The sequence below is a fragment of the Agrobacterium sp. 22-210-1 genome, assembly GCF_053522525.1.
Genome location: NZ_JBNWCI010000002.1, coordinates 245,392 through 271,918, shown reverse-complemented (window position 1 = coordinate 271,918; position 26,527 = coordinate 245,392). Strand labels below are relative to the sequence as shown.

27 protein-coding genes are annotated in these 26,527 nt (G+C 60.3%); 13 read left to right on the top strand and 14 right to left on the bottom strand.

What is annotated here, in order from left to right; translation table 11 throughout:
• Positions 1 to 46: 46 nt before the first annotated feature.
• Positions 47 to 541 (top strand): RidA family protein, encoded by a 495-nt coding sequence (locus ACQZ5F_RS14250; RefSeq protein ID WP_020011822.1) that lies wholly within the window; start codon positions 47 to 49, stop codon positions 539 to 541.
• Between the two features lie 6 nt (positions 542 to 547).
• Here ACQZ5F_RS14250 and ACQZ5F_RS14245 read toward each other — a convergent pair whose 3' ends face one another.
• A complete protein-coding gene (locus ACQZ5F_RS14245; RefSeq protein WP_225338537.1) occupies positions 548 to 1,384 on the bottom strand; it encodes an IclR family transcriptional regulator in 837 nt (278 codons plus the stop codon).
• An 88-nt stretch (positions 1,385 to 1,472) separates the two neighbouring features.
• On the opposite strand from ACQZ5F_RS14245, the gene ACQZ5F_RS14240 reads away from it, so the two are divergent.
• The gene (locus ACQZ5F_RS14240; protein WP_046801092.1) at positions 1,473 to 2,669 is read left to right on the top strand and encodes an aminotransferase class V-fold PLP-dependent enzyme; all 1,197 of its coding nucleotides are present in this window, start codon (positions 1,473 to 1,475) and stop codon (positions 2,667 to 2,669) included.
• Between the two features lie 204 nt (positions 2,670 to 2,873).
• Positions 2,874 to 4,709, top strand: a complete 1,836-nt coding sequence (locus ACQZ5F_RS14235) for an ABC transporter ATP-binding protein (protein ID WP_225338536.1) — start codon at positions 2,874 to 2,876, stop codon at positions 4,707 to 4,709.
• Here the strand turns inward: ACQZ5F_RS14235 and ACQZ5F_RS14230 are convergent.
• A complete protein-coding gene (locus tag ACQZ5F_RS14230) occupies positions 4,706 to 5,335 on the bottom strand; it encodes a glutathione S-transferase family protein (protein ID WP_225338535.1) in 630 nt (209 codons plus the stop codon). The genes ACQZ5F_RS14235 and ACQZ5F_RS14230 overlap by 4 nt on opposite strands.
• Before the next feature lies 1 nt (position 5,336).
• On the bottom strand, positions 5,337 to 5,702 hold the full coding sequence (locus ACQZ5F_RS14225) for an ArsR/SmtB family transcription factor (RefSeq protein ID WP_046800796.1): 366 nt from the start codon (positions 5,700 to 5,702) through the stop codon (positions 5,337 to 5,339).
• A gap of 211 nt (positions 5,703 to 5,913) precedes the next feature.
• Here ACQZ5F_RS14225 and ACQZ5F_RS14220 point away from each other — a divergent pair, with 211 nt between their 5' ends.
• Genes ACQZ5F_RS14220 through ACQZ5F_RS14205 form a run of 4 tightly spaced genes read left to right on the top strand, consistent with a single transcriptional unit; the run spans position 5,914 to position 10,780 of the window.
• Positions 5,914 to 6,780, top strand: a complete 867-nt coding sequence (locus tag ACQZ5F_RS14220; protein ID WP_225338534.1) for an ABC transporter substrate-binding protein — start codon at positions 5,914 to 5,916, stop codon at positions 6,778 to 6,780.
• Positions 6,777 to 7,904: an LLM class flavin-dependent oxidoreductase gene (locus ACQZ5F_RS14215; RefSeq protein ID WP_225338533.1), complete on the top strand. Its 1,128-nt coding sequence runs from the start codon at positions 6,777 to 6,779 to the stop codon at positions 7,902 to 7,904. The genes ACQZ5F_RS14220 and ACQZ5F_RS14215 overlap by 4 nt, the downstream gene beginning before the upstream one ends.
• A gap of 28 nt (positions 7,905 to 7,932) precedes the next feature.
• Positions 7,933 to 9,765, top strand: a complete 1,833-nt coding sequence (locus ACQZ5F_RS14210; RefSeq protein WP_225338532.1) for a TRAP transporter large permease — start codon at positions 7,933 to 7,935, stop codon at positions 9,763 to 9,765.
• 16 nt (positions 9,766 to 9,781) lie between these two features.
• Complete coding sequence (locus tag ACQZ5F_RS14205; protein WP_046800800.1) at positions 9,782 to 10,780, top strand: TRAP transporter substrate-binding protein; 999 nt, start codon at positions 9,782 to 9,784, stop codon at positions 10,778 to 10,780.
• A gap of 69 nt (positions 10,781 to 10,849) precedes the next feature.
• On the opposite strand, the gene aztD is transcribed toward ACQZ5F_RS14205, so the two are convergent.
• Complete coding sequence (gene aztD / locus ACQZ5F_RS14200; RefSeq protein WP_225338917.1) at positions 10,850 to 12,070, bottom strand: zinc metallochaperone AztD; 1,221 nt, start codon at positions 12,068 to 12,070, stop codon at positions 10,850 to 10,852.
• 316 nt (positions 12,071 to 12,386) lie between these two features.
• On the bottom strand, positions 12,387 to 13,898 hold the full coding sequence (locus ACQZ5F_RS14195) for an aldehyde dehydrogenase (NADP(+)) (RefSeq protein ID WP_046800802.1): 1,512 nt from the start codon (positions 13,896 to 13,898) through the stop codon (positions 12,387 to 12,389).
• 245 nt (positions 13,899 to 14,143) lie between these two features.
• Between ACQZ5F_RS14195 and ACQZ5F_RS14190 the strand changes: the two genes are divergently transcribed.
• Positions 14,144 to 14,527 (top strand): antibiotic resistance protein VanZ, encoded by a 384-nt coding sequence (locus ACQZ5F_RS14190; RefSeq protein ID WP_225245729.1) that lies wholly within the window; start codon positions 14,144 to 14,146, stop codon positions 14,525 to 14,527.
• A 13-nt stretch (positions 14,528 to 14,540) separates the two neighbouring features.
• On the opposite strand, the gene uxuA is transcribed toward ACQZ5F_RS14190, so the two are convergent.
• The 6 genes from uxuA to ACQZ5F_RS14160 form a co-directional block, all read right to left on the bottom strand.
• Positions 14,541 to 15,749, bottom strand: coding sequence for a mannonate dehydratase (gene uxuA / locus ACQZ5F_RS14185; protein ID WP_137086351.1), 1,209 nt, complete (start codon positions 15,747 to 15,749; stop codon positions 14,541 to 14,543).
• 16 nt (positions 15,750 to 15,765) lie between these two features.
• A complete protein-coding gene (locus tag ACQZ5F_RS14180) occupies positions 15,766 to 16,812 on the bottom strand; it encodes an L-idonate 5-dehydrogenase (protein ID WP_225338531.1) in 1,047 nt (348 codons plus the stop codon).
• Positions 16,813 to 16,881: 69 nt separating this feature from the next.
• Positions 16,882 to 18,288, bottom strand: coding sequence for a TRAP transporter large permease (locus ACQZ5F_RS14175; RefSeq protein WP_046800806.1), 1,407 nt, complete (start codon positions 18,286 to 18,288; stop codon positions 16,882 to 16,884).
• 3 nt (positions 18,289 to 18,291) lie between these two features.
• On the bottom strand, positions 18,292 to 18,867 hold the full coding sequence (locus ACQZ5F_RS14170; protein WP_046801094.1) for a TRAP transporter small permease: 576 nt from the start codon (positions 18,865 to 18,867) through the stop codon (positions 18,292 to 18,294).
• A 74-nt stretch (positions 18,868 to 18,941) separates the two neighbouring features.
• Positions 18,942 to 19,916, bottom strand: coding sequence for a sialic acid TRAP transporter substrate-binding protein SiaP (locus ACQZ5F_RS14165; RefSeq protein ID WP_046800807.1), 975 nt, complete (start codon positions 19,914 to 19,916; stop codon positions 18,942 to 18,944).
• A gap of 61 nt (positions 19,917 to 19,977) precedes the next feature.
• Positions 19,978 to 20,694 carry a FadR/GntR family transcriptional regulator gene (locus ACQZ5F_RS14160; protein WP_046800808.1) on the bottom strand — a complete coding sequence of 239 codons (717 nt, stop codon included), beginning with the start codon at positions 20,692 to 20,694 and terminating at the stop codon, positions 19,978 to 19,980.
• A 206-nt stretch (positions 20,695 to 20,900) separates the two neighbouring features.
• On the opposite strand from ACQZ5F_RS14160, the gene ACQZ5F_RS14155 reads away from it, so the two are divergent.
• From ACQZ5F_RS14155 to ACQZ5F_RS14145, 3 genes are read left to right on the top strand one after another with little or no spacing between them, the layout of a single operon-like run.
• Positions 20,901 to 21,773 (top strand): methylated-DNA--[protein]-cysteine S-methyltransferase, encoded by an 873-nt coding sequence (locus ACQZ5F_RS14155; RefSeq protein ID WP_046800809.1) that lies wholly within the window; start codon positions 20,901 to 20,903, stop codon positions 21,771 to 21,773.
• A 51-nt stretch (positions 21,774 to 21,824) separates the two neighbouring features.
• Complete coding sequence (locus tag ACQZ5F_RS14150) at positions 21,825 to 22,061, top strand: CopG family ribbon-helix-helix protein (RefSeq protein ID WP_225338530.1); 237 nt, start codon at positions 21,825 to 21,827, stop codon at positions 22,059 to 22,061.
• Between the two features lie 5 nt (positions 22,062 to 22,066).
• Positions 22,067 to 22,354 carry a type II toxin-antitoxin system RelE/ParE family toxin gene (locus ACQZ5F_RS14145; RefSeq protein WP_052819058.1) on the top strand — a complete coding sequence of 96 codons (288 nt, stop codon included), beginning with the start codon at positions 22,067 to 22,069 and terminating at the stop codon, positions 22,352 to 22,354.
• Here ACQZ5F_RS14145 and ACQZ5F_RS14140 read toward each other — a convergent pair.
• Positions 22,351 to 23,325 carry a sugar-binding transcriptional regulator gene (locus ACQZ5F_RS14140; RefSeq protein ID WP_046801095.1) on the bottom strand — a complete coding sequence of 325 codons (975 nt, stop codon included), beginning with the start codon at positions 23,323 to 23,325 and terminating at the stop codon, positions 22,351 to 22,353. The genes ACQZ5F_RS14145 and ACQZ5F_RS14140 overlap by 4 nt on opposite strands.
• Positions 23,326 to 23,531: 206 nt before the next feature.
• Between ACQZ5F_RS14140 and tal the strand changes: the two genes are divergently transcribed.
• Positions 23,532 to 24,497 carry a transaldolase gene (gene tal / locus ACQZ5F_RS14135; protein ID WP_225338529.1) on the top strand — a complete coding sequence of 322 codons (966 nt, stop codon included), beginning with the start codon at positions 23,532 to 23,534 and terminating at the stop codon, positions 24,495 to 24,497.
• 105 nt (positions 24,498 to 24,602) lie between these two features.
• Here the strand turns inward: tal and ACQZ5F_RS14130 are convergent, their stop codons facing one another.
• On the bottom strand, positions 24,603 to 25,376 hold the full coding sequence (locus tag ACQZ5F_RS14130; RefSeq protein WP_225338528.1) for an IclR family transcriptional regulator: 774 nt from the start codon (positions 25,374 to 25,376) through the stop codon (positions 24,603 to 24,605).
• Between the two features lie 155 nt (positions 25,377 to 25,531).
• Here ACQZ5F_RS14130 and ACQZ5F_RS14125 point away from each other — a divergent pair, with 155 nt between their 5' ends.
• A complete protein-coding gene (locus tag ACQZ5F_RS14125) occupies positions 25,532 to 26,263 on the top strand; it encodes an SDR family oxidoreductase (RefSeq protein ID WP_225245736.1) in 732 nt (243 codons plus the stop codon).
• A gap of 58 nt (positions 26,264 to 26,321) precedes the next feature.
• On the opposite strand, the gene ACQZ5F_RS14120 is transcribed toward ACQZ5F_RS14125, so the two are convergent.
• A complete protein-coding gene (locus ACQZ5F_RS14120) occupies positions 26,322 to 26,495 on the bottom strand; it encodes a DUF1328 domain-containing protein (RefSeq protein WP_003499086.1) in 174 nt (57 codons plus the stop codon).
• Between the last annotated feature and the right edge of the window lie 32 nt (positions 26,496 to 26,527).

Here is a 26,527-nt window from a genome sequence, read left to right as displayed (position 1 = left end):
CCGCAGACATTACGGGATACAGGTCCCGGCATTATGAGGAATTCGCGTGAAACAGTCTTCGCTTGATGCAGAAGGGCACCTTTCGCCCTATGACCGGCTCGCTGCGCTCGGCATCTCCCTGCCGCCGCCGCCGCCGCCGATTGCCAATTTTGTCACCCATGTGGTGGAAGGCAACATGCTTTATCTTTCGGGCCAAGGGCCTCGGGAAGAAAACGGCCATCTCTATGCCGGCAAGGTGGGTGCGGAAATCGGGCTGGAAGAGGCCTATAACCATGCGCGTCTCACCGGCATCAATCTGCTTGCCGTCATGCATGAGGCGCTGGGTGATCTGTCGCGGGTGAAAAAGGTGGTCAAGCTGCTCGGCATGGTCAATGCCGTCAGCGATTTCCGCGATCACCCGAGCGTCATCAATGGTTGTTCCGATCTCTTCATCGATGTGTTCGGCGATGCGGGACAACACGCCCGCTCCGCCGTGGGTTTCGGCTCATTGCCGGGCAACATCACCGTCGAGATCGAAGCCATCGTCGCGCTCAAGGGGTGAGGCCGATTAATGGTTGCGCCAGCCCATCAGCTTTTCGATCCGTTCCGCCGAGACCCTGACCTGTTCGGTATAATGGTTTTCGTCCGCCAGCACCTTCTGCTCCGGCAGCACGATGGAAATCGTCGCGACGCATTCTCCGTGGCTGTCGCAGATCGGCGAGGCAATGCAGGCGACGGCGTAATCGGATTCGGCGACCTGTATCGACAGCCGGTCATGGAAGGCGGCAGCCGCCGATTGCGACAGGGTTTCGGGGTTGATTTCCGCGCGGCCGGTCGGCGACGTGCGGGCGCAGCGCCGAAAAAGCTCGACGCGTTCGGCCTCGGGCAGATGGCCGACGAGCAGGCGGCCGGAGGCCGTCCAGTTCAGGGGAACACGGGTGCCGACGCGCGACGCGACCTGAAAATGGCTTGGACCATCGGCCATTGCCAGAACAAGCATATGGTCGCCATCGCGGCCGCAAAGCTGCACGGTCTCGCCCGCATGGCGGCACAGATCGTGCATTTCGTGGGTGGCGACACCCATGAAATCCAGCGAGCGGGCGTAAGCCAGGCCATAATGGTAAAGCCGCGCGCCGAGCCAGATGCTGCCATCGGCATTGCGCGCCAGCATGTTCTTTTCGACGAGATCGTCGATGATCACATAGACGGTGGAAAGCGGCGCCTTGATCGCCTTGGCGATGGCGTAAGCACCGGCCGGCGATCCGGTTTCGTAAAGGTAATCAATCACCTGAAGCGCACGGTCGATGCCGCTGACGCGCGAGCGCTTGGCCGCCTTCGCGTCCGGATTTTCCTCCGTGGGAGATACGGCGGTTGAAGACATTTCGTCCAGTCTATGGGCGTCCAATTTTGGCTCCTCATGGGTTTTGAGAAGCTATTACATTATTATGGCATATATGTCGATGCCCATCGCATCGCAAAGACAGGAGAAAGACATGACCGAGGATATCAGAAGCAGGATCGGCCTTCGCCCGGTCATCAACGTCTCGGGCACCATGACCTCGCTCGGCGCGTCGATTGTCGTTCCCGAGGCCGTTCAGGCCATGGCGGCCATCCTGCCGCAATTCGTCGAGATCAATGATCTGCAACGCAAGGCGAGCGCGATCATTGCAAGGCTGACGGGCGGCGAGGCCGGTTTCGTCACGGCGTCCTGCTCTTCCGGCATCAGCCTCGCTGTGGCGGGTGCGATCACCGGCAACAATCTGCTGGCCATCGAAAAGCTGCCCGATGTCGCGCCAGAGAAGAACGAAGTGCTGGTGCAGATGGGACATGTGGTGAGCTACGGCGCGCCGGTGGATCAGGCGATCCGCCTCGGCGGTGGCAAGGTGGTGCTGATCGGTCAGGCAACATCGACCCATCGTTTCCACATGGAAAATGCCATCACCGAAAAGACGGCTGCGGCGGTCTATGTCGTCTCGCATCATGTGGTCGATTATGGCCTGCTGCATCTTTCCGAATTCGTCGAAATCGCTCATGCCAAGGGCGTGCCTGTCATTGTGGATGCGGCTTCCGAATATGATCTCAAGCGGTTTCTGGCGACGGGCGCGGATGTGGTGCTCTATTCCGGCCACAAGTTCCTCGGCGGCCCCACTTCCGGCATCGTCGCTGGCAAGAAGGAACTGGTGCGCCATGCCTTCCTGCAGAATATGGGTGTCGGCCGCGGCATGAAGGTCGGCAAGGAAAGCATCTATGGCGTCATGGCGGCGCTGGAAGCTTGGGAAAAGCGCGACCATGACGGCATCCGTGAGCGTGAGACCGGCTATCTCAACCTCTGGAAAAAGACGCTGGACGGGCGCCCCGGCGTGACGGCGCTAATCGAGCCCGACCCGACCGACAACCCGCTCGACCGGCTGCGCGTCATCATCGATGCCGAAGAAGCGCATATCACGGCATGGGATCTGACAACGGCGCTGGCCAAAGGCAATCCGCCCATCATTGCCCGCGATCACGAGGTGGAACACCGCTATTTTTATCTCGACCCCTGCAACCTGCATCCCGGGCAGGAGACCATCGTGGCTTCCCGTCTGGCGGAAGAGCTGGATAAGGCGCGGGCTTCCAATGAGGTGATCGCAACACCGTTCGAAGACCGCAGTCGCCACCGTTTCGACGGCATGCTGCGCTGGCCGGACTAAATGGAACGAGCGGGTGCCGCGTATTTCTTCTCCCCGAGGGGGGAGAAGGTCGCGGCAGCGGGATGAGGGGGCAAGGGTGCGGTCTATCACTAACGTCGCCCCCTCGTCCGACCCTTCGTGCCACCTTCTCCCCCTCGGGGAGAAGAAATTTGCCGCAACGCCGTGCCTGAACAGTTCAAACGAGAAGAAAAGAAGGGAACGATCATGACCATGCCGCAGGCAGCACCGCTTGGTGCAGAAGATGCCGTGCTTTCCGTCCGCAATCTCACCACGTCCTTTCACGTGGATGGCGGCTGGAAACCCGTGGTGCGTGATATTTCCTTCGATGTCGGGCCGGGTGAGACGGTTGCGATCGTTGGCGAAAGCGGCTCGGGCAAAAGCGTCACCTCGCTCTCCATCATGCGGCTGCTGGATCGGGAAAGCAGCAGGGTTCAGGGTGAGATCCTGCTGGGCGGGCACAACCTGCTCTCCCTTTCCGAAGACGCCATGCGGCGGGTGCGGGGCAACGAGGTCGCCATGATCTTTCAGGAGCCGATGACCAGCCTCAATCCGCTGTTCACCATCGGCGACCAGATTTCCGAGGCTCTGTTGTGCCACCAGCCGATGTCGAAAGCCGATGCGCGGGCCGAGACGATCCGCCTGCTGGAAAAGGTCCGCATTCCCTCGGCCGCCTCACGTTTCGATGAATATCCGCACCGCTTTTCCGGCGGCATGCGCCAGCGGGTGATGATCGCCATGGCGCTCGCTTCCCGGCCGAAGCTCTTGATCGCCGACGAGCCGACGACAGCGCTCGATGTGACGATTCAGGGCCAGATTCTCGATCTCATCAAAACGCTTCAGGAAGAGGAGGGCACCTCCGTCCTGTTCATCACCCATGACATGGGCGTTGTGGCTGAGATCGCTGACCGTACTGTCGTCATGTATCGCGGTGAGCAGGTGGAAGTCGGTGCGACGGCGGATATTTTCCATCGTGGCAAACATCCCTATACCCGTGCACTTTTGTCCGCCGTTCCGGTTCTCGGCTCGATGAAGGGCGAGGAAAGGCCGCTCCGTTTTCCCATCGTCAACACCACCACGGGTGAAACGCAGGAACCGGCGCGTCCGGCCGATACCGTTGACGCAAGCGCGCAGCCGGTGCTGAAGGTGGAGGGGCTGACCAAGCGCTTCGATATCCACTCCGGCCTTTTGGGTCGGCTCAGTGGCCGCGTACACGCGGTGGAGAATGTGTCCTTCGATCTGAGGGCCGGCGAAACATTGTCGCTGGTGGGCGAAAGCGGCTGCGGCAAATCCACCACCGGTCGTGCCATCATGCGGCTGATCGAGCCGGATGCCGGTTCTGTCGTGGTCAATGGTGAGAATATTCTCACCCTCGACAAATCCGGCATGCGCGAAATGCGCAAGACGGTGCAGATGATCTTTCAGGACCCTTTCGCCTCGCTCAACCCGCGCATGACGGTGGGTGCGGCGATTGCCGAACCGTTTCTGGAGCATCGCATGGGCAGCGCCCGCGAGGCGAAGAACGTGGTGGCCGACATGCTGGAAAAGGTCGGCCTCTCGCCGGATATGGCGGCGCGTTACCCGCATGAGTTTTCCGGCGGCCAGCGCCAGCGCATCTGCATCGCCCGCGCGCTTGCACTCCAGCCGAAGGTGATTGTCGCCGATGAGAGCGTTTCGGCGCTGGATGTCTCGATCAAGGCGCAGGTCATCAACCTGATGCTGGATTTGCAGCAGAGCCTCGACCTCGCTTTCCTGTTCATCAGCCATGATATGGCGGTGGTGGAACGCGTCAGCCACCGGGTGGCGGTGATGTATCTCGGCGAGATCGTCGAAATCGGCCCGCGTGCTGATGTCTTCGAAAATCCGCAGCATGATTATACCCGCAAGCTGATGGCCGCGGTGCCGGTGCCGGACCCGGACCGCCGCAACACAAGGCGCGGTGCGGCGAATGACGAGCTGAAAAGCCCGATCCGTGCTGTCGATTATGCCGTCAAGCCGCGTGAATATCGCGAGGTTTCGCCCGGTCACCTCGTCGCCTGTTAAAGCCTCGGTACGTCCGACGTTGCGAAGGGTACGCGATAACCGCGCTTAAAACTTTCCCGCTGTCCAAGCTGGCGATACCACCGCTGTATCGCCGGAAAATCATCGAGATTGATTTTGTGGCGTGCGAAACGCGAGACCCATGGCCAGATGGCGATATCGGCTATGGAAAAATTGCCGGCCACATACTCCAGCCCCGTTAAACGGTCGTTCAATGTCCGATAGAGGCGCTCCACATCCGCGGCAAAACGCGTCTCGGCAAAGGGGGCCTCTCCGGCATGATAAGTCAGGAAATAATGGGCATAACCGAGTGTCGGGCCGAAATTGGCGGCCTGCCACATCAGCCATTCGGTGACCTCGAGTCGGGAGGCCCCGGAGGCGGGCAGAAGCCGGCCGGCCTTTTCGGCGAGATAGATGAGGATCGCGTTCGATTCCGTCAGAACCGTGCCGTTGTCATTGTCGATGATTGCCGGAATTTTCGAGCCGGGATTGATGCGGATGTAATCGGCCGCGAATTGCTCGCCCTTTTCGATGTCGATGGCGTGGCTGCGATAGGGCAGGCCGAGTTCTTCCAGCGCAACCGAGATTTTTAGGCCGTTCGGCGTGATCCAGGTGTAAAGATCGATCATGTTAGTCGAACATCGCCTCATCCAGCGGCAACGCGCGCCGGCCTTTCTTGCCCGTCACATCGGAAAGGTCCTTGTAAAGACCACGCAGGGTCAAAACCAGCTGGATAATGCGGGGGTCGGTGACACGATAGATCACTGCCTTGCCTTCCCGCGTGCCTTCGATGACACCTGCGTCGCGCAATTCGGCAAGCTGTTGCGAAAGTGTGGGCTGCTGGATGCCGAGTTCATATTCCAGCGCGGAAACGGACGCTTCCGTTTCCATGAGGTAACAGACGATGGCCAGACGGTTGGCGTTGGCAACAAGCTTCAAAAGCTCGCTCGCTTCGACCACGCTGCGGCAGATGAGATTGGAAACCGGTTTCGTCACGACTGAAGGCCCATTTTTCAAACTATAAAAAAGTAAATTGTATAGCGATAAATTTCAATGGCTTGATGTGGTCGTTTTTCAGTCGGTTGCAAAATTTTTAAAATCTACAGGATTAGTAGATTTCTCTTTCGCTTTCTGGCTGAGGATCGCCAAAACGTTCCTCGAAAACACTCTATAAAAAAGTAGATTGATTGTGAAATGAGGTGTCGACATGAAAATCGGGGTCCATCCCAACAATCTGCATTTACGGCTCGCCCGGCTCTGGCCCGGCGCTTTCAAGCAATTTGATCCGGAATTCGTGACATATCGCGAAGGGCGCGATACGGCGGCGCTTCTGGAAAAGGACGACATCCATTTCGGCGGCACCGGTTCTACGCCGCCCATTGAAGCGGATGCGCGCGGGCTTTCGGCAATATATATCGCCGCTTCCGCACCGAGGCCCGCCAATGGCGCAATCCTCGTGCGGCGCGACAGCCCGATCCGTTCCGCCGCCGACCTCTCGGGAAAGCGCATATCGCTGATCGACGGATCGTTTCACACCTATCTTCTGGCCCGTAGCCTGGAAGGGGCGGGTCTTGGCCTTGTCGATGTGACGCGCATTGAAAGCGGTGATAGCGACAGCCTGCTTGACCTCGTGGAAGGCCGCGTTGATGCCTGGGTGACGATGTCGCCACGGCTGGAAAAGGCCCTGACCCATGAGGAGATCAGCCTTCTTGTGCGTTGTGGTTCAACCATTCCCAACCGCTCGCTGTTCTGGACGCTGGCGCGTCACAACATGGCGCAGGAGACACGGCAGGCGATTGCGGCCGAACTGGATCGCGTCGGCCGGGCTGTCATGGCGGATATCGACAAGGCTGCTGCCCTGCTCGCCGCCGAGCCGGGCAGCGAGGGTGATGCGGCATCCTGGGCGAAGGTGCTGCGCTCGCGCGATCTTTCCGTGGTGCCCGCCACCGAAAATATCCTTGCCGAACAGCAGGAGGAGGCCGATACGCTTTACAGGCACGGTCATTTCTCTTTACCGGTTCTGACTGGACAAAGCCCAATCCCACAATCAGCCAGCGCGGGAGGCGACCGATGAATATTTTCTGGTATATGTGCGCGCCCGACGGTGCCTATCCCTGGCAGCCGGAAGGCTCCCGCAAGGTCGATCTCGGTTACTACAAGCAGCTGGCGCTCGCTTACGATCAGCTTGGTTACACCGGCGCTCTGTTTGCCACCGGGGCGCATGACGTCTGGGTTCTGGCGGGCGCGCTTCTCTCCTATACCGAGCGGCTGAAACTGCTGGTCGCCATCCATCCGGGCCTGATCGCGCCGACGCTGCTTGCCAAGATGGCGGCGACGCTTCAGGAGTTTTCGCGCGGCCGCCTGCTGATCAATGTCGTCTCTGGCGATGCGAAGATGCTCGGCGCTTACGGCATGACCATGCCGCATGATGAGCGTTACGATATGGCGGATGAATATCTGCAGATCTGGCACCGGCTTTTCGCCGGCGAGACGGTGGATTTCAAAGGGCGGCATTTCCAGACCGAGGGTGCAAAACTCGCGCTGCCGGTGGGGCATGGCATAGAGCCGCCGCCGCTATGGTTCGGCGGTTCTTCCGACAAGGCCATCGACGTTGCGGCCAAACATGTCGAGACCTATCTCTCCTGGGGTGAAACGCCGGACCAGATCGGCGCGAAGGTCGATCTCGTCAAGGCGCGGGCGGAAAAGCTTGGCCGCGAACTGGAATATGGCATTCGCCTTTACGTCATCGTGCGCGATACCGATGAAGAAGCCTGGGCTGCTGCCGCCGATCTTTACGGGCGCATGGATGCGGCAGCGATTGCCGCCAACCAGCGTTTCGTCGGCAAGACCGATTCCGTCGGCCAGCAGCGCATGACAGCGATGCATGGCGGGCAGAAGCCGGAAAACCTGCGCGATCTCGAAATCGCCCCCAACCTCTGGGCCGGCATCGGGCTTGTCCGTCCGGGCCCGGGAACCGCGATTGTCGGTTCGCCGGATACTGTCATCCGCACGCTGGAAGCCTATAAGAAGGCGGGCGTGAATACCTTCATCCTTTCCGGTATGCCATTGCTGGAAGAAGCCTTCCGCTTCGGGGAAAAGGTTCTGCCGCGTCTCGATGTGTCGCGGGAAGTCTCGGCAGCCAAACAATTTACCTGGTCGACTTTGTTCGATCGCGACCTCTCGGCCAAGGCCTCCTGAGCATGGTGCGGGAGTGGAGAGACAAGACATGACGGCAAGTCCGGCAACAACAATTTCGCAACGGCGCTTCGGTCCACAACGTGTGGCCGAGCGGGCGCTTGCCGTTCTGGACAAGGCGCTCGGTGCGGTCGCCGCCGCGATCCTTGCGACGCTTCTTGTGGTGGTGCTGGTCAATGTCGCCCTGCGATACCTGTTCCATACCGGTTTCATCGGCGCGGAAGATCTTGGCATCTGGCTCAATGTGGCAATGATTGCGGTCGGCGCGCCGCTCAGCCTCAAGAGTGCTTTGGCCATGCGGCTGGATGTATTCGTGCGCTTCCTGCCGGAACGCTTTCAAGCCGCAACCGAAGTTCTGGCCGATGCCTTTTCCTTCGTCGCAGCCCTCATCCTCGCCTTCGGCGGGGTGGAGATCGCGGCCATGCTGGGCGGCACGTCGCCAACACTCGGCCTGCCGGAATGGGTGCGCTTCGGTTTTCTCGGTGCAGGCGGCGCGCTGATCTTTGTCTATCTGGCGCTTCAGCGGGTCGGTGAAGGCAAGGCGCTTGCCGTTCTGCTCTCCGTCTCCATCGCGGTCGTTTCCTATGTCGGCCTGCCGGAACTGTTTATCGATACGAGCCTGCCGCCGAGCCTGTTTCTGGCGCTGACGGCGGCGTTGGGGCTGGTGTTGGCGGCACCGCTCGCCCATGCCTTCCTTGCCGCTGCCTATGTGGCGATTGCCTTCGGCAGCACCTTGCCGGAGCCGGCCATCGTTTCCTCGACGGTGACAGGCATGTCGAAATTCCTGCTGCTTGCCATTCCCTTCTTCCTGCTGGCCGGAAGCCTGCTCACGGAATCGGGCGTCGCCAACCAGCTGGTTCGTTTTGCCGCCTCCATGGTCGGGCATCGGCGGGCGGGGCTGGCGCAGACGACACTGTTGACCAGCGTGTTGTTTTCCGGCGCATCCGGCTCTTCGGTCGCCAACGCCGCCTTCGGCGCGTCCACCTTCCAGCCGGAACTCGTCAAGCATGGTTATCCGCCGGCGCAGGCGGGTGCGATCATTGCCGCCACCTCGGTGCTGGACAATGTCATCCCGCCTTCCATCGCTTTCCTGATCCTCGCAACGGCCACCAACCTGTCTGTCGGCTCGTTGCTGGTCGGCGGCTTCTTCGCGGGCGGGCTGATGGCGATCTGCCTTGCGGTGGCGATCCATCTCAGCGTGCGCAGCGTCAATACCTTGCCGCGCGCCACAGGCAGCGAACGCTGGCGCTCGGCCATCGCCGCGATACCCGCCTTCGGGCTCGGCGTCATCGTGGTGGTCGGCATCCGCATCGGTGTCGTTACCACGACGGAAGCTGCGGCCCTTGCCGCCCTCTACACGCTGTTTCTCGGTTTCGGTTATCGGCTGGGCGCGGGCCGCATTTTCGCGACTTTCCGCCAATCAGCAGGTGAGGCGGCGGCCATCGGCCTTCTGATCGGCACGGCGGGGCCTTTCGCCTTCCTGCTGGCGGTGGACAATGTTTCCGGCCTCGTCACCGACTTTGTCACGCTTCTGGGCGGCAGCAAGATTGCGGTGCTGCTGCTCTCCAACCTCATCCTGCTCGTGGTTGGTCTGGTGCTGGATATCGGTGCTGCCATCCTGCTGTTCGGGCCGATCCTGTTGCCCGCCGCCGTGGCGGCCGGCATCGATCCGATCCATTTCGGCGTCATCCTCGTGGTCAACCTGATGATCCATGGCCTGACGCCGCCGCTCGGCATGCTGATCTTCGTCGTCAGCGGCGTCACCCGCATTCCGGCGACAGCACTTTTCCGGGCCGTCGTTCCCTATCTCGTTTCCCTTCTCGTTTCCCTCGCCATTTTGTGCGCCTGGGCCATTTTCTTCTAAGTCAGGGGTTTCATTCATGACTATTATCGATCGCCGCAATCTCCTCAAACTCTCCGCCATCGGCGCCGCAACGCTCGCCGCGCCCGCCTTCGTACGCACGGCAAATGCCAGAACCCGCAGCATCACCGTTGCCTCGCTGTTTGCCGATGACAAGCCGGAGACGAAAATCTGGGTGAAGATCAGCGAACTGGTAGAGGCGAAGCTGCCCGGCCGCTTCCGTTTCAATATCGTCAAGAGCGGTGCGCTGGGCGGTGAAAAGGAAGTGGCGGAAAATATCCGTCTGGGATCGGTTCAGGCGAGCCTTTCCACCGTTTCCTCGCTTTCCGGCTGGGTGCCGGAACTGCAGATCCTCGATCTGCCCTTCCTGTTCCGCGATGCCGACCATGTGCGCAAGGTGGTGACGGGCGAGACTGGTACCGATCTGAAGACGAAGCTCGCCGCCCAGCAATTCATCGCCGCCGATTTCATCAATTACGGCGCACGACATCTTCTGACCAAGGAACCCGTCACCCGGCCGGAGCAGCTGGAAGGCAAGAAAATCCGCGTCATCCAGAGTCCGCTGCACACCAAGCTGTGGAGCGCCTTCGGCACCACGCCGGTGGGTATTCCCATCACCGAGACCTATAATGCGTTGGCAACAGGCGTGGCTGATGCCATGGACCTCACCAAGTCCGCCTATGCCGGCTTCAAGCTTTACGAGGTCGTGCCCTATCTGACGGAAACCGGCCACATCTGGGCTTCAGGCGTCGTCTATTACGGTGCGACCTTCTGGAACCAGCTGGATGACGAAGAGAAGAAGGTTCTCCTGGAAGCATCGAGCGAAGGCGCGCAATATTTCAACCAGCTGATTGTCGAGGACGAAGTGAAGTCCGTCGAGCTTGCGCTTTCGAAGGGCGGCAAGGTGCTGCAGCCGGAAGCACTGGACGAATGGCGCAAGGGCGCTCAGGGTGTGTGGCAGGATTTCGCCGGTATTGTCGGCGGCATCGAGAAGATACAGGCTGTGCAGTCGGCCTGATAATACGGCCTTTCAAAATCAGGAAACCCCGTGCGTCTTTCGGGCGCACGGGGTTTCTTTTGTTCGGTATCAGTGCGAAGCGCCGGAGCCGCCAACGGCGACGATGGAATAGGGCTGGCCTTCCACCGCAAGCGTGCGGGTTTCCTTCAGGCTTTCCGCGTCCACCACGCGCACCAGCGAATGGCGCGGATCGGAAATCACAACCTGCCCGTCGGCAACGGCGAGACGCGGGCGCGGATCGCGCCAATGGCCATCCTTGCTGTAAGGTTCGGTCACCTTCGCCTTGCGGGTGATGGCGCCTTCCAGCACGTCAAGCACATGCAGGTCGCCGTCTTCCGTCAGGATATAGGCGTTGCGCGGATTGGCGGGATCGAGAATGAAATCGACGCGCCGGGTCGGCAGCTCCACCAGACGGAAGGCGTCCTTGCTGTCAGGATCGATCAAGACAACCTTGTCCTCACCGTAGTTACCGAGGAAGAACTGCATGGATTTGCCGCCGAGCAGCGTGCCGGTATAGGCTGTCGGGAATTCTTCCGGATAGGCCAGCATTTCGAGCTTCGGGCCATCCGTGCCGCCCGGCCGGGCAACCAGAATGCCTTCCTTGCAACCGAAAGCCGCAAGCCGTGCGGATGTCGCCTCGCCGTGCAGATCGGTGCATGTCGCCTGTTCGCCGACCTGCTTGCCCTCCCTGTCGAGAATACGCAGCCCGATGCGGGGCGGCAGCGTGTCGGGTTTGGTTTCGCTCTGCATATTCGGTACGGACACCAGAACGTAACGGCCCATCGTCACCGCCACGCCATGATGTGGCGCGGTCGTGTCGACGGTGCGGACTTTGGCCTGGCCGTCCAGCAGGGCTGCCTCGTCGATGATGTCAGCCTTGCCGCCGCGGTCGTAGAAGAGGATGGCATGGTCATCATGCGGCACGACATGGAACGGGCGTTTGCCTTCGAAGGTGACGGGCAGCAGCGCCGCATCTTCCACATCCAGATCGCGATGTTCACCGTGGTCGGAAAAGACGATGCCGGTCTTGATCACATGCACGATATCCGAATCTGACTGAGTGGCGAAAACAGTCTTGCCGGACGCGCTGGCGGTCAGCGCGGCATAGCCCTTGAGGTCGTAGCGTCCGAGTTCCTTGCCGGTTTCGAAGTTGATCGCCCGCACCACCGGCTGGGTGTGATCGGCGATGAAGAGCCGCCATTCCTTGACGCTGTCGCCGCTTTCGTCCGCCTGCGCCACGCCAGAGGCCAGCGGCAGGGTAAGGGCAAGGCACGTAGCAAGCGCGCTCATGCCAAGGTGCTGTTGAAGGGAAAATCTCATGGTGTTCCTTCCAGACGTTATCATCCTTGTGTGGATACGAACCGGTTTCGGTTCTGAAGGATGACTGTAATGTTATTACGTTACGAGATTGCGTATTAGCATTACGTGCGGGGGCGATGTCAACCGATGCGGACATCCTGGCACGGAAAAATCTGGATGGGGCTGTTAGGCGGAGGAGGGAGGAAAGAGGAAGCGGGTGACGCTTCAGCGTCAGGCCGTATTTCCCGAAGGGATATAAAGCCGGGTAAAACAGGCAGGCGCATCGCTGCGCCTGCCTTCATCCGTTTTAGCGGATATCGTCAGGCAGAACGTCCGAAGGGATGTTCTGGTAGGAAACCGGGCGCATGAAGCGGCGGATCGACATGGTGCCAACAGAGGTTGCGCCGAAGTTCGTCGATGCCGGGTATGGGCCGCCATGAACCATGGCTTCGGATACTTCCACGCCAGTCGGGAAACCGTTGGCGAGAACGCGGCCGGCCTTGCGCTCCAGGATCGGCAGCAGCTTGCGGCCAAGCTCGGCGTCGCCGGCATCCAGATGCAGGGTTGCGGTCAGCTGGCCTTCGAAGCTCTTTGCGACTTCCAGCATTTCTTCCGGGCTGTCGACCGTGACGATCAGGCCAAGCGGTCCGAAGACTTCTTCGGCAAGCGCGTGGTTGGCAACCCAGTCCTTGCCCGAAACGCGGAACAGGTAAGGTGTTGCGTTGCGAAGATCGCAGGTGGTGGTCAGCACGTCGCGCACGCCGTTGCCGGCGGCGATACGGTCACGGCCGTCGCGATAGGCGGCTGCGATGCCGTCGGTTAGCATGACCTGCGGGCCGACTTCGGAAAGCGCGGCACGCGCGGTTTCAGCAACCGCATCCGCCTGCTCGGAGAGAATGACGGCGATGCCGGGATTGGTGCAGAACTGGCCCGCACCCATGGTGAGCGAACCGGCCCAGCCCTTGGCGATGGCCTCGCCACGGGCGGAAACGGCTTCCGGCAGCAGGAACATCGGGTTGACGGAGCCGAGTTCGCCGAAGAAGGGGATAGGCTCGGGGCGCTGTGCGCAGAGATCGAAGAGCGCGCGGCCGCCGGCGAGCGAACCGGTGAAACCGACCGCCTTGATGCGCGGATGCTGCACGAGCGCGGAACCGACATCGCGGCGGCCGCCCTGGATCAGCGAAAACACGCCGGGATGCAGATTGTGCTTCTTGACGGCGGCCAGAACGGCTTCGGCAACGATTTCACCGGTGCCGGGATGGGCGGAATGGCCCTTGACGACCACCGGGCAGCCGGCTGCGAGAGCCGCTGCGGTGTCGCCGCCGGCCGTCGAGAAGGCGAGCGGGAAGTTGGAGGCGCCAAAAACGGCGACAGGGCCGATCGGACGCTGCATCAGGCGGATATCCGGGCGCGGCAGCGGCTGGCGATCCGGCAGGGCTTCGTCGTGGCGGCGGTCGAGATAGTCGCCCTTGCGGATATGCGAGGCGAAAAGGCGAAGCTGACCAACGGTGCGGCCACGTTCGCCCTGCAGGCGTCCTGCAGGCAGGCCGGTCTCGGATGAGCCGATTTCGGTGATGGCGTCGGCGCGTGCTTCGATCTCATCGGCGATGGTGTCGAGGAATGCGGCGCGCTCTTCGCGGGTGGTGTAGCCGTAGCTCCAGAAGGCGTCTTCGGCAGCTTCCGCAGCCTTGTTCACCAGATCAACGGTGCCGACCGAAAAATCGAAAGCCTCGCCATGTGCAGGCTCGCTGCGGAATTTTGCATCCGTTGCGACCCATTCTCCTGCAACCAGATGTTTGCCATGCGGCTTGAAACTCATTGTGCTCTTCCCTGAAAATCTGATCCTGCGTGGAAAATCCACCCGACACCGTGACATGGACCGAAAGGCGACAGCACAAACGCCATCAGCCGCGATCCTCGCCCGGTTGCCTTCTGCCTTAGCCCGTGCGGGGCCTGAGCGAAAGGCGGTTTCTCAACTATTTGATCAAAAAGTGTGATTAATTAGGCGAGACGTGAAAAAGACCCGCTTCCGTTTACGCGCACGGCGTTTTATATGACGTCATGATGACAAATAGACTTCCGAAATACATCGCCTGGTCGGTTCTTCTGGTGATCGTGATCGTTACAATCTGCCCGATCGGCTTTCGGCCTCACACGCTGACCACGGTGGGGATAGACCGTGCTGCCGCCTTCGCTTTCTGCTCGGCGGCTTTTGTGTTTGCCTATCCGCGCCACTGGCTCGCCGTCATCGTCGCGGGTGTTACTGCGGCTTTTGGTATCGAGGCGCTGCAGTTTCTGTCGCCCACACGTCATCCGCATCTGATGGACGCCGCGGTGAAAGCCGCCGGCGCCATAGCCGGTGGGCTGGCTGCTCTTTCCTATCTCCAGTTCAGGGCGCGATTGACTGCAGCTTCGGTCATCCGTCATTCCGGCCTTGAGCCGGAATGACGGACTAAGCAACTCATTCAGCGCTCGTTCCCAGCCCGAAACGAGCATGTGACAGGGTGCGCTCGATGCCGCGCAGCTCCGCCAACCCCTTAAGGCGGCCGATGGCGGGATAACCGGGTTGCGCCCCGCGCGTCAGGTCGTCGAGGATTTCCTGCCCGTGATCGGGACGCATCGGAATGGTGTGGTCTTCACGGCCTTCGGTGCGACGGCGGGTTTCCTCAGACAGAAGTGCGGCGATGACGGCGACCATGTCGGTGCCGCCTTCCAGATGTTCGTCCTCGAAGAAGGAGCAGGGCACGGTATCGGTGTCGCGCGTCACATTGCGCAGATGCACGAAATGGATGCGATCGGCAAAACGGCTGGCGATGAAGGGCAGGTCGTTATCCGCCCTTGCGCCGAGCGAACCGGTGCACAGCGTCACGCCATTGGCGCGGCTGTCGACCTTTGAGAGCATGTGGGCATAGTCCGCCTCCGTTGAGAGAATACGCGGCAGGCCGAGCAGTGGCCATGGCGGATCATCACCATGGGCGCAGATGTTGATGCCCACTTCTTCGGCGACCGGTGTCACCTCGGAGAGAAAATCGATCAGGTTCTGCTGCAGCCTTTCACGGTTGACGCCGTGATAGGAGCGCAGTTTTTCGAGCAGTTGGGCGAGCGTATAGCCATCCGCAGAGCCAGGCAGCCCAGCACCGATATTACGCCCGAGGGCGGCGATTTTTGTATCCGGCATTTCGGCGAAGCGTTTTGCCGCTTCCTCCAGCAGCCATTCCGGATAATCCGCCTTGGCGTCGGGGCGTTTCAGAATATGAAGGTCGAAGGCGGCGAAATCGGGAAGATCGAAGCGCATCGCCTTTGCGCCGTGTCTGGTTTCCCAGCGCAGATCGGTGCGGGTCCAGTCCAGCACGGGCATGAAATTGTAACAGACAGTGCGAATGCCGGAGGCGGAGAGGCGACGCAGCGTTTCCTGCCAGTTGGCGATGTGATTTTTCCAGTCGCCGGTCTGGGTCTTGATATCTTCGGAGACGGGCACGCTTTCCACCACGTCCCAATAAAGACCGCCGGCCTTGATGGCCTCATGCCGTTTTGTGATTTCGTCCACCGGCCAGACATCGCCCGTGGCGATGTGGTGCAGTGCGCTGACGATGCCCTCCGCGCCCGCCTGTGCCGCATCCTGAACCGTGACCTTGTCGACAGGGCCGAACCAGCGCCATGTATGTCTCATCTTAAATCCTCAAATATCAGTCTGCGGAAAATGTCAGCTGCACCTTGCAGGCGGCGGAGCGGTCTCCGGCCTGTTCAAAGGCCGCTTTCGCCTCGCCAAGCGGGAAGCTGTGGGAAATGATCGGTCGCACATCGATCCCGCGCGTGGAGATAAGCCCGGCGGCAATAGTGAACTCATCGTGGAAACGTTGCGAGCCGCGCCAGAGGATTTCCTTGCCCACCAAGGCATTGAGCGGAATGGCGATGTCACCGGTGACGCCTACCTGAACGATTGTGCCGCGCGGGCGCACGCAGGCAAAGGCGGTGCGAAGTGCTGGAGCTGCGGCGGAGCAATCGAAAATGACGTCGAAATAACCCTTGTTTTCCTGATAGGGCAAAAGCGAGTCGGCGTCCTTTGCGACATTGACGGTGCGGTCGGCACCCATGGCCGGTGCCCGTTCCAGCGCGGCATCGGTGAGGTCTGTGGCGACGATGGTGGCCGCACCGGCATGGCGGGCGGCGGCGATCGTCAACAGACCGATGGGGCCGGCGCCGGTCACGAGTACCTTTGCACCTTTCAGGTCGCCGGCCTGTGCGACGGCATGCAGGCAGACGGCGAGCGGCTCGGTGCAGGCGGCTTCCGCAGCCGATGTTTCGTCTGCAAATGTCGCGCATTGTCTGGCGGGAACCACCAGCCGGTCGCGGAACATGCCCTGTTCGTGCGGCAGGCGCATGGCGCTACCCATGAAGCGCATTTCCAGGCAATGGATCGGCTCACCCTTCAGGCAAAAGTGGCAATGGCCGCAGGGCTGCGAGGGGTTGACGGCGACGAGCTGCCCGATGGCGAGCCCGCTGACGCCCGCGCCCAAAGCCGCCACATGGCCGGATGCCTCGTGGCCGCAGATGATCGGCTCACGCACCCGCACCGGGCCGAAACCGCCATCCTGATAATAATGAAGATCGGAGCCGCAAATGCCGCCCGCTGCCATGGTCAGCAGCACTTCGCCGGGACCGGGGGGCTGCATGTCCTGCGTTTCGACGCGGATATCCTCACGGCCGTATAGACGTGCCACGCGTGTCTGCATGACGGGATCCTTTCAAATGCATTCATGTCGGAAATCTGCGCGGCGCCGGGCCGCGCAGTTCCTGTTCGTTCAGCGGATGAGGCCGAGCTGGGTCGGCAGCCACAGCGTGATCGCCGGTATGAAGGTGATGAGGGCCAGCGCCACGAAAAGCGGTATCATCCACGGCAGGATGGCGAGGGTGGTTCTCTCCACCGACATTTTCGAAATACGCGACAGCACGAACAGCACCATGCCGACGGGCGGGGTCAGGAGACCGATCATCAGGTTCAGCGTCACGATCAAGCCGAGGTGGACGGGATCGATGCCGTAGCGGGCAGCGACCGGCATCAGGATCGGCACCAGAATGCTGATGGCAGCGATGGTGTCGAGGAATGCGCCGACGATCAGAAGCAGGATGTTGACGATGATGAGGAAGGTCCACCAGTTGTCCGTCATCGAGAACATGAAGTCGGAGAACAGCGCCGCCGCCTGGCTCACCGTCAGCAACCATGCGAAGATCGACGCCGCGGTCACGATGAAGAGAACCGAAGCCGTGGTCTCTATCGTATCAAAGCTGGCCTTGGCCAATGTCTTAAACGTCATCGTGCGGTAGCGCACCAGCCCGAGAAAAAGCGACCAGAGAACTGCAGCGACCGCCGCCTCTGTCGGGGTAAACCAGCCCATCGTCATGCCGCCGATCAAAAGTACCGGCGTCATCAAGGCCATGACGGCGGAGAAATCGTAATACCAGTCCAGTGCGACCAGCACGGCGAGGCCGATAAGGACCGCGACATTGAGCGACAACCCGGCAAGTATCATCAGATACACAGCGACCGGGAAGCTGAAGACGATCACTATTTCCATGGAGGCTGAAAGCAGCTGCTTCAGCTGGAAGGGCGTGTCGGACCCCCAGCCCTTTCGTTTTGCGAAAATATAGACCGTCACCATCATCAGTACTGTCATGACGACGCCGGGAATGATGCCGGCCATGAACAGCGCGCCGATCGAGGCGTTGGCCATCATGCCGTAGATCACGAAGGGTAGTGAAGGCGGGAAGATCGGGCCGAGCGTCGCCGAGGCGGCGGTGACGCCGACGGCGGCATCGACGGGATAACCGTGATCCTTCATGGCCTTGATCTCGATTGTGCCGATGCCTGCGGCATCCGCAAGTGCTGTCCCCGACATGCCGGAAAAAACCACCGAACCGATGATGTTGACCTGTGCCAGGCCACCCTTCATCCAGCCGACGAGCGCCAGTGCGAAGCGGTAGATGCGGCTTGTCACCCCGGCGATGTTCATCAGATTGCCGGCGAGGATGAAGAACGGCACGGCAATGAGCGGGAAGCTTTCGACGCCGGCGATCATGCGCTGGGCCGCGATGATATCGGGTGCCACGTCGTAGAGGATGAGATAAAGAAGCGAACTGACGGCCATGGAAACGGCCACCGGCGTGCCGATGATGAGAAGCAGAAGAAATGAACCGATGAGCAAAAGCATGGACTAGATTCCCTGTGTGCTTACGGCTTCCTGAGCCTTTTCACGCACGGTTTGCTTGCCGGTGATGTCCTTGATGAAATTGTGCAGGGCACGCAGGAACATCAGGGCGAAAGCGGCGAAAACGGTGTAGAAGACAATGCCGCGCGGCAGGTCGACGGTGACCATGCGCTCATCGCCGACGATTTCGAGATAACGCCACATCAGCCAGGTGATGTAGGCGAAGAAACCGATGGTGATGAGATCGACGATCAGTTCCAGAAGTCGTCCGACGGATTTCGGCACGAAGCGGTAGATCAGGTCGACGTGAATATGCCGGAACATGCGAACGCACATGACCGAGCCGAGAAAGACGACGACGACAAGGCAATTGGCGGCAATTTCTTCCGTCCATGCGAAGCTGTCGTTCAACACGTAACGGGTGAAGAATTGCAGGAAGACGGAAAGGCCCATGCCCCAGAAAACGGCAAGGGTTATCCAGTCTTCCACGGCATAGGGCGAAAGGTCGACGGGGCCGGTATCTTCTTCGAAGGCATGCGCCATTTCTTCCACACTGATGGGTGCGTTTTGATGGTCGGTCATTGGCGGGAACTCCAGTCCGAATGTCTCGGTTGAGGATATCCCGGCGCCTGAGAGCGCCGGGAAAGGCTCACGCATTATTTGATGGCGCGAATGGCGTCCCAATCGGCCTTTTCGTAGCCGAAGTCTTCAAGCTTCACCTTGTCGATGACGTTCTTCTCGAAGTCGGCCTTGTCCACCTCGGCGACAGTGATGCCCTTGGATTTGAACTCGTCGACCAGCGCCTTTTCACGGGCTTCGATCGTCTTCGTCGTGCGGGCCGCCGCTTCCTGCATCACCTCGGTGAAGATTTTCTTGTCTTCATCCGAAAGGCTCGCCCAACGGGTTTTGGAAACCAGGGTGTTGAGGTGATCGACGATGTGGCCCGTCAGAACGATGTTCTTCTGGACCTCGTAGAATTTCTTCGCCTCGATTGTCGTCAGCGGGTTTTCCTGAGCCTCGACGGTGCCGTTCTGAAGCGCCAGATAGACTTCCGCAAAGGCGATCGGCGTCGTGTTGGCGCCACAGGCGCGCGGCATGGCCAGATAGGCGGGAACGTCGGGAACGCGCATCTTCAGGCCGGCCATGTCACCGCATTTTTCAATCGGCCGGTTGGAGGTGGTGTGGCGCGTGCCGTAATAGCTGACGGCGACGATGTGGTTGCCGGTCTTGTCTTCATAGCCTTTCGCAAGCTTCTTGAAGACATCGCTCTTGGTATAGGCGATCAGATGGCTCGGATCGCGGAAGATATAGGGGAAATAGGTGACGCCGATCGGCTTGTGGTCGCGCGCGGCGAAGCTCGAGCCGGAGATGATGATATCCACCGTGCCGAGCTTCAAACCCTGGTTGATATCGGCTTCCTTGCCGAGCTGTGAGGCCGGAAAGACATCGATCTTGTAACGGCCGTCCGTGCGCTTGGCGATTTCTTCCGCGGCCCATACCGAATCCGTATGGAACGGTTCGGACGTCTCATAGACATGCGCCCATTTCAGCGCCGTTTGCGCCTGTGCCGCCAAGGCTGAAAGCAGAATGGCAGCGGTTGCACCCATCAAAGTCGACAATCTGATTTTCATTCTTAACTCCTCCCGAATTAAAGTCAGATTTCTGTTTTTCCCGTCGCCGGTTGCGGCGCGGTCACTCTTCTCCGATCGTTTCCTCCCCGAAACTTTCGGAAAATCTTTTTTGCGACAGCGTCAGATGCTGTCGCATGGCCTCGCGTGCGCCTTCCGGGTCATTCGCCGCGATCGCGTCGCGGATCACCCGGTGTTCCTGCACGGCGAGGATCCATGTATGCGGTCCCTCGAAATAGCTGGCGAGCTTCTCGAAATAGGGTGACAGGCTGCGCTCGTCGTAGATCAGGCCGGTAAAGCGATTGAGCGCCGAATTGCCGATGATATCTGCAATGGCGGTGTGGAAGGCACGGTCGAGATTGAGCGCCTGCGGTGAATTGTCGAGCGCGCCCGCCATGCGCTCGATGATGTCGTCGAGCTTGACGATGCATTCCGGCGTGGCGAGCCTTGCGGCTTCTTCCGCAATCGCACTTTCGATGATGCAGCGCGCCTGCAGGATTTCGAACGGACCATGCGCATCCGGCAGCGGCGGCTTTTGCGTGTCCGCTTTGCGTGATGCGTTTACATAGACGCCCGAACCCATGCGAATGTGGATATGGCCTTCCACTTCCAGCACGATCAGCGCTTCCCGCACCGTTGGGCGGGATACGCCGAAGCGTTCGGCAAGGTCGCGTTCCGCCGGCAGGCGCTGACCATCCGTCAGTTCCCCGCTCTCGATGAGCAAACGAATTTGTTCCGCGACCAGCCGGTATAGGCGGCGCGGCTCCAGAGCCACAAACATGATATCCTCCCAGCGCGAAAGTCTCCCTCGATCGCGCAAGCGGTAAGATTGTCTTACCAATTTCATTAGGGAACATTTATGCGGTGCTGTCAATCGGACCATAAGTGGAAAATTGCGCTGCTCCAGATCGAAGAGTGTTGGACGCAAGAAACGGGTGGAGACGAACGCGCTTTAGTGGTTTTCTGTGAGGCGTTAGGAGAAATGCAATGAACGCCAACATCATGCTGAACGAAGACATCACCCCGATCGGAACCGATTACGAGACGGTGCGCGGGGTTATCGAGCTTTTGACGCTGGATTATCGCGAGCAGCCCTCCCTCGAAGCCATTGCCGCAAGGCTCGGCCAGTCGCCGACGCAATTGCAGAAGACCTTCACCCGCTGGGCCGGCCTTTCACCCAAGGCATTCCTGCAGGCCGTAACGCTGGATCACGCCAAGCGGCTGTTGCGCGAAGAGGATTTGCCGCTGCTGGAAACCTCGATCGAGGTCGGCATGTCTGGCCCCGGACGCCTGCACGATCTGTTCGTCACCCATGAGGCCATGTCGCCCGGCGAATGGAAGGCCAAGGGCGGCGGGCTGACGATCCGTTACGGTTTCCACACCTCGCCCTTCGGGCTTGCGCTGGTCATGGTGACCGATCGTGGCCTTGCTGGCTGCGCCTTTGCCGATCCGGGCGAGGAAAGGGCCTGTTTCGAGGACATGGCCGGCCGCTGGCCGAATGCGGAATATCTCGAGGATCGCGAAGCGACGGCGCCCTACGCCGCGCGCATCTTTGATCCGTCCATGTGGTCGGCGGACAGGCCGCTGCGCGTCGTGCTGCTCGGCACGGATTTTCAGGTGCGGGTGTGGGAAAGCCTCTTGAAAATCCCGATGGGCCGCGCCGTCACGTATTCCCACATCGCCTGTGATATCGGTCAGCCGACCGCGTCCCGCGCCGTGGGTGCGGCGGTCGGTGCCAACCCGGTCTCCTTCGTCGTCCCCTGCCATCGCGCCGTCGGCAAAAGCGGGGCGCTGACGGGCTATCACTGGGGCCTGACCCGCAAGCGGGCGATGCTTGGTTGGGAGACGGGTAAGGTGTGACGAGGTCGGATTGTCTTTGCCGATCTATCTGGGATCGGTTATTCTTGGCCCATGAAAAGCACGATTGAAATTCCTGACGATCTCAAACGCAGGCTGGATATTCTGGCCGAGCGCTCGAATTCGACACCAAGTCGCATCATAGAGGATGCGCTTTCGCTTGGACGTTCTCTGGCATGGCAGGAAAAATGGACGAGCGGTGTAAGGGCTGGGATGGTGGAGGCCGATGCCGGGGAGTTTGTCACTGAAGAAGAGATCGACGCCGTTCTTAATAAGTACGCCAAGGCCTGAAAAGCGTGCGTTTGGTTTGGACGCGGCGTTATCTTCGGGAGCTTGACGCTATAGGCGACTATATCGCCGAGCGTAATCCGCGTGCGGCGGCAAAAGTCGTCAGGGTAATTCATGAGACCACTGCACGTCTTTTATCTCACAGTCCTTATCTTGGCCGCAGCGGCGAAATAGAAGGGACTAGGGAGTTGGTTGTTTCCGGCCTACCCTACATCGTGGCCTATCGTGTGACGGAGCGACAGGTCGAAATCCTTTTCGTGCAGCATGCTGCCCGCGAATGGCCTGATGAGGCCTAAACCAGCTCCATCAACGCCCGTGCCGCCGCCTCATCGGTGATCAGCGTGTTGCAGCCGGTGCGTTTAATCGTGGCCCGGATGGCGATGGCGCGGTGGGCGCCGCCGGAGGCCAGCACGATGTGTTTGGCCTTTCGCAACGTATCGAGATCGATCGCCATGGCGCGCTGGTTGATCGGGTGGTCGACGGAGCGGCCTTCCGCATCGATGAAATTAAACATCGTGTCGCAGACGCAGCCGGCATCGATGAGCTCGCGCAACGTCTCCTTCGAGATGAAACCTTCCGACAGTGACGTGGAATGCGGGCCGATATCGCCGCAGGAGACGATGGCAAGGTCCAGCGTCTCGGCCAGATCGTAAAGTGTGGCGAGCCCGCATTTTTCGATCAGCGCCCGTTTGGTCTCGACGGAATCCACCAGCAGCGGTGCCAGAAACATGTAACATTCCGCCCCAAGCGCGCTTGCCAGCCGCCAGGTGTAGTCGAGCGGGTTGGTCTGGTGCACGGCGACAATACCGCCGAGCAGCGAGACGACCTTGCAGTTTTCCCGGCGCGGCGGGCGGAAGCTGGAAAGCGAAGCGGTCATGGTGCGGCCCCAGCCGACACCGATGGTGGCGCCGTTCGGCACCACTTCTGAGAGGAATTGCCCGAGCGCCAGACCGACTGCCTTGGCGGTGCTTTCGGCGCTTGCCTTCTCGGGACAGGGGATGATGACGGCCTCATCCAGCCCGTAGGCCGCTTCCAGCTGGCTGGCCAAAGCGACGAAGTCCTCGATGCCCTCATTGATCCAGATCTGCACTTCCGAGCGTTTCATCGCCTCGTCGAGCAGGCGGATGACGGTGGAGCGGCTGATCCCCAGTTTTTCGGCGACGTCTTTTTGCGTCATACCCTGATTATAATAGAGCCACGCGGCGCGCAGCCTCAGCGAAGCCGCTTCCGAATAGGCCGTATGGGTTTCTCTTCTCAGTTTCGCCACGGTTTCCGCCATTCTCTTTATGGTACGGAGTATCGCAGGCGTGAAACTTATGTCAATTGCGATGCGCAAATGTCTTGACTTTCGACCATGCCGCTTGCGATAGTCGGAGCCGGACAAACCGCGATTTCGGCCTTGGGCGCACCCATGGTGCGGGAACGAAAAAACGGGTGAGCAAGTTTTCAAGAGATCATGAAGGATCATTCGATATGACGTCCAAACTCGAACAACTTCGCGCCATCACAACGGTTGTTGCCGACACCGGCGATATCGAGGCGGTTGCGCGCCTGAAGCCGGTGGATTGCACCACCAACCCCACCATCGTTTTGAAGGCACTCGGCACGCCGGCCTTTGCGGATGCGGTGAAGGAAGCCGTTGCCTGGGGCAAGACGCAGGGCGGCCAGTCCGACGCCGTGGTTGCCGCCGTGGCTGATCGTCTTGCCATTTCTGTGGGCGCAGCACTTGCAGGTCTCGTTCCCGGCCGCGTCTCCACCGAAGTGGATGCCGACCTTTCTTTCGATACGCAGGCTTCCATCGCCAAGGCGCACCAGATCATCACGGCCTATAAGGAGCGCGGCATCGAGCGCGAGCGCATCCTCATCAAGCTTGCCTCCACCTGGGAAGGTATCAAGGCAGCCGAAGTTCTGCAGTCTGAAGGTATCGACTGCAACCTGACGCTGCTCTTCTCGCAGGCTCAGGCAATTGCCTGCGCGGAAGCCAAGGTCTTCCTCATCTCGCCCTTCGTTGGCCGTATCCTCGACTGGTACAAGAAGTCGACCGGCGAGACCTACACCGCCGAAACCGATCCGGGCGTTGTTTCGGTGCGCAGCATCTACAATTACTACAAGGCTAACGGCATCAGCACCGTCGTCATGGGTGCGTCCTTCCGCAATGTCGGCGAAATCGAAGCGCTGGCCGGTTGCGACCGCCTGACGATCAGCCCGGCGCTGCTGGAAGAGCTGGACAAGGACGCCGGCACGCTTGCTCGCAAGCTTTCGCCCGACAATGCCAAGCCCGAGCCCTTGCAGTCGCTGGACGAAAAGGCATTCCGCTGGGCAATGAACGAAGACGCGATGGCAACCGAGAAGCTCTCGGAAGGCATTCGCCTGTTCGCCAAGGATCTGGTGACGCTGCGCGAAATGGTCCGCAAGGAACTGACGCTGGCCGCCGCCTGATAAAAAAAGGGGAACAATCCACGTTCCCCTTGCGTTTAAGAGATATAAATCTCCAGTCACTCAAAACGCGATCGGGTCCCTGCCGGTCGCGTTTTTTTGTTCGTCTCAGTTGTTCTCGTTTCCGGTCGCCACTTCGGAAATGCGCTTTGCAGCATCGCGGATCAGCCCTTCACAGGCCTCACGGGTCGGCGCCTTGCCGCCAAGCGGCGTGATGTAGGGGCAGGTGATAACGGCGAGAGCCGTTCCGTCCAACGTCAGAACGGGAGCGGAAATATTGCGCACGCCGGCAGTCTGAAGACTGTCCATGGATTCGAAACCGTTGCTGCGCACCTGCCTTAACCGCTCGGTCAGATCGGGGGGCACGGTCTCGCCGCTGCCACGCACCTGCTCGGTGATCATGATCTGGCGTTGCGCTTCGGTCTGGAAAGCCAGCAGCACATGGCCGGAGCCGGTGTGGAACAGGCTCATCTGCGCGCCCACCCGCATTGACATGGCCCAATAGGTGGAGGATTCCTGCTGGGCGATGACGACCACGCTGCCACGGTCATAAACGGCCAGATGGCAGGCCTGCTCGGCGCTTGCGGAAAAATCGCGCATGACAGGGGCGGCAAAAGAGACGAGCCGGCGGATCGGCGCGTGGAAATGCGCCAGCCCGAACATTTTCAGCGTCAGCGAAAACCGGTCGCCCTCAAGCCGCCGCACGTAACCGCGGCGCACCAGCCGGTCCAGCATGCGGTAAAGTTCGTTGGGGCTTTTGCCAACGGCCTTGGCGATCTCGATCTGTGTGAGCCCGCCATCGGTGCGGGCCAGAAGCTCGAGAATGTCCAGGCCCTTGTCGAGGGCGGGGGCGCGGTATCTTTCGCTGTCGTCGTCTGTCATCTGGCCTCGATGCGTTTTGCGCGGTTACGGCGCAAGTTTGCTTGACGCCATATGAATACCGCGTTTACATATGAATTGTCGATCCATATTTGAGATCACTGAAATTCAGCGGCCTGAACCCCGGTGGGCGGGCGCGCTATAGCGGGAGGCTATTCATGGTGCAGGATTTTAACGGCCGGACAGTGGTGATCACCGCCGCCGGTCAGGGTATCGGCCGGGCGACGGCAGAGCGGTTCATATCGCTCGGCGCGCGCGTCATTGCCACCGATATCAACGAACAGGCGCTTTCCACCCTGAAGGGTGCGGAAACCCGGGTTTTGAATGTGCTGGATGGCGAAGGCGTCAAGGATTTCGCCGCCGATATCGGCCATGCCGACGTGCTGTTCAACTGCGCCGGTTTCGTTCATTCCGGCACCATTCTCGACTGCGAGGAAAAGGACTGGGATTTCTCCTTCGATCTCAATGCCAAGGCCATGTACCGCACCTGCCGCGCCTTTCTGCCCGGCATGCTGGAAAAGGGCAAGGGCGCGATCGTCAACATGTCCTCGGTTGCATCAAGCGTGAAGGGCGTGCCGAACCGTTTCGCTTATACCGCATCCAAAGCGGCCGTCGTGGGTCTGACCAAGGCCATTGCCGCCGATTTCGTCACCAGGGGCATTCGCTGCAACGCCATCTGCCCCGGCACGGTCGATAGCCCGTCCCTGCATGACCGCCTGCGCGCCACCGGCAATTACGAACAGGCGCTCGCGGACTTCATTGCCCGCCAGCCGATGGGCCGCATCGCCACGCCGGAAGAAATCGCGGCGCTCGTCACTTATCTTGCTTCGGATGAGGCAGGGTTCACCACCGGCCAGATCCATGTGATCGACGGCGGCTGGACAGGCTGATCTTTTTTTAAAGAAAGACGAGAGGCGACCGGCCGAACAGCCGGTCGCCTTTTTTAATTCAGACGACGGCGCTTCCGGCCATCAGTGCAAGCACGAGGAAGACCAGGAAGATCACCACGGCGATGAAGAACAGGATTCGGGCCACGCCCGCCGCCGCTGCCGAAATGCCGGTAAAGCCGAATACGCCCGCGATCAAAGAGATAACAAAGAAAATAAGAGCCCATTTCAGCATGGAGCTTCCCCTTTCGCTTAATTTTCAAGAGT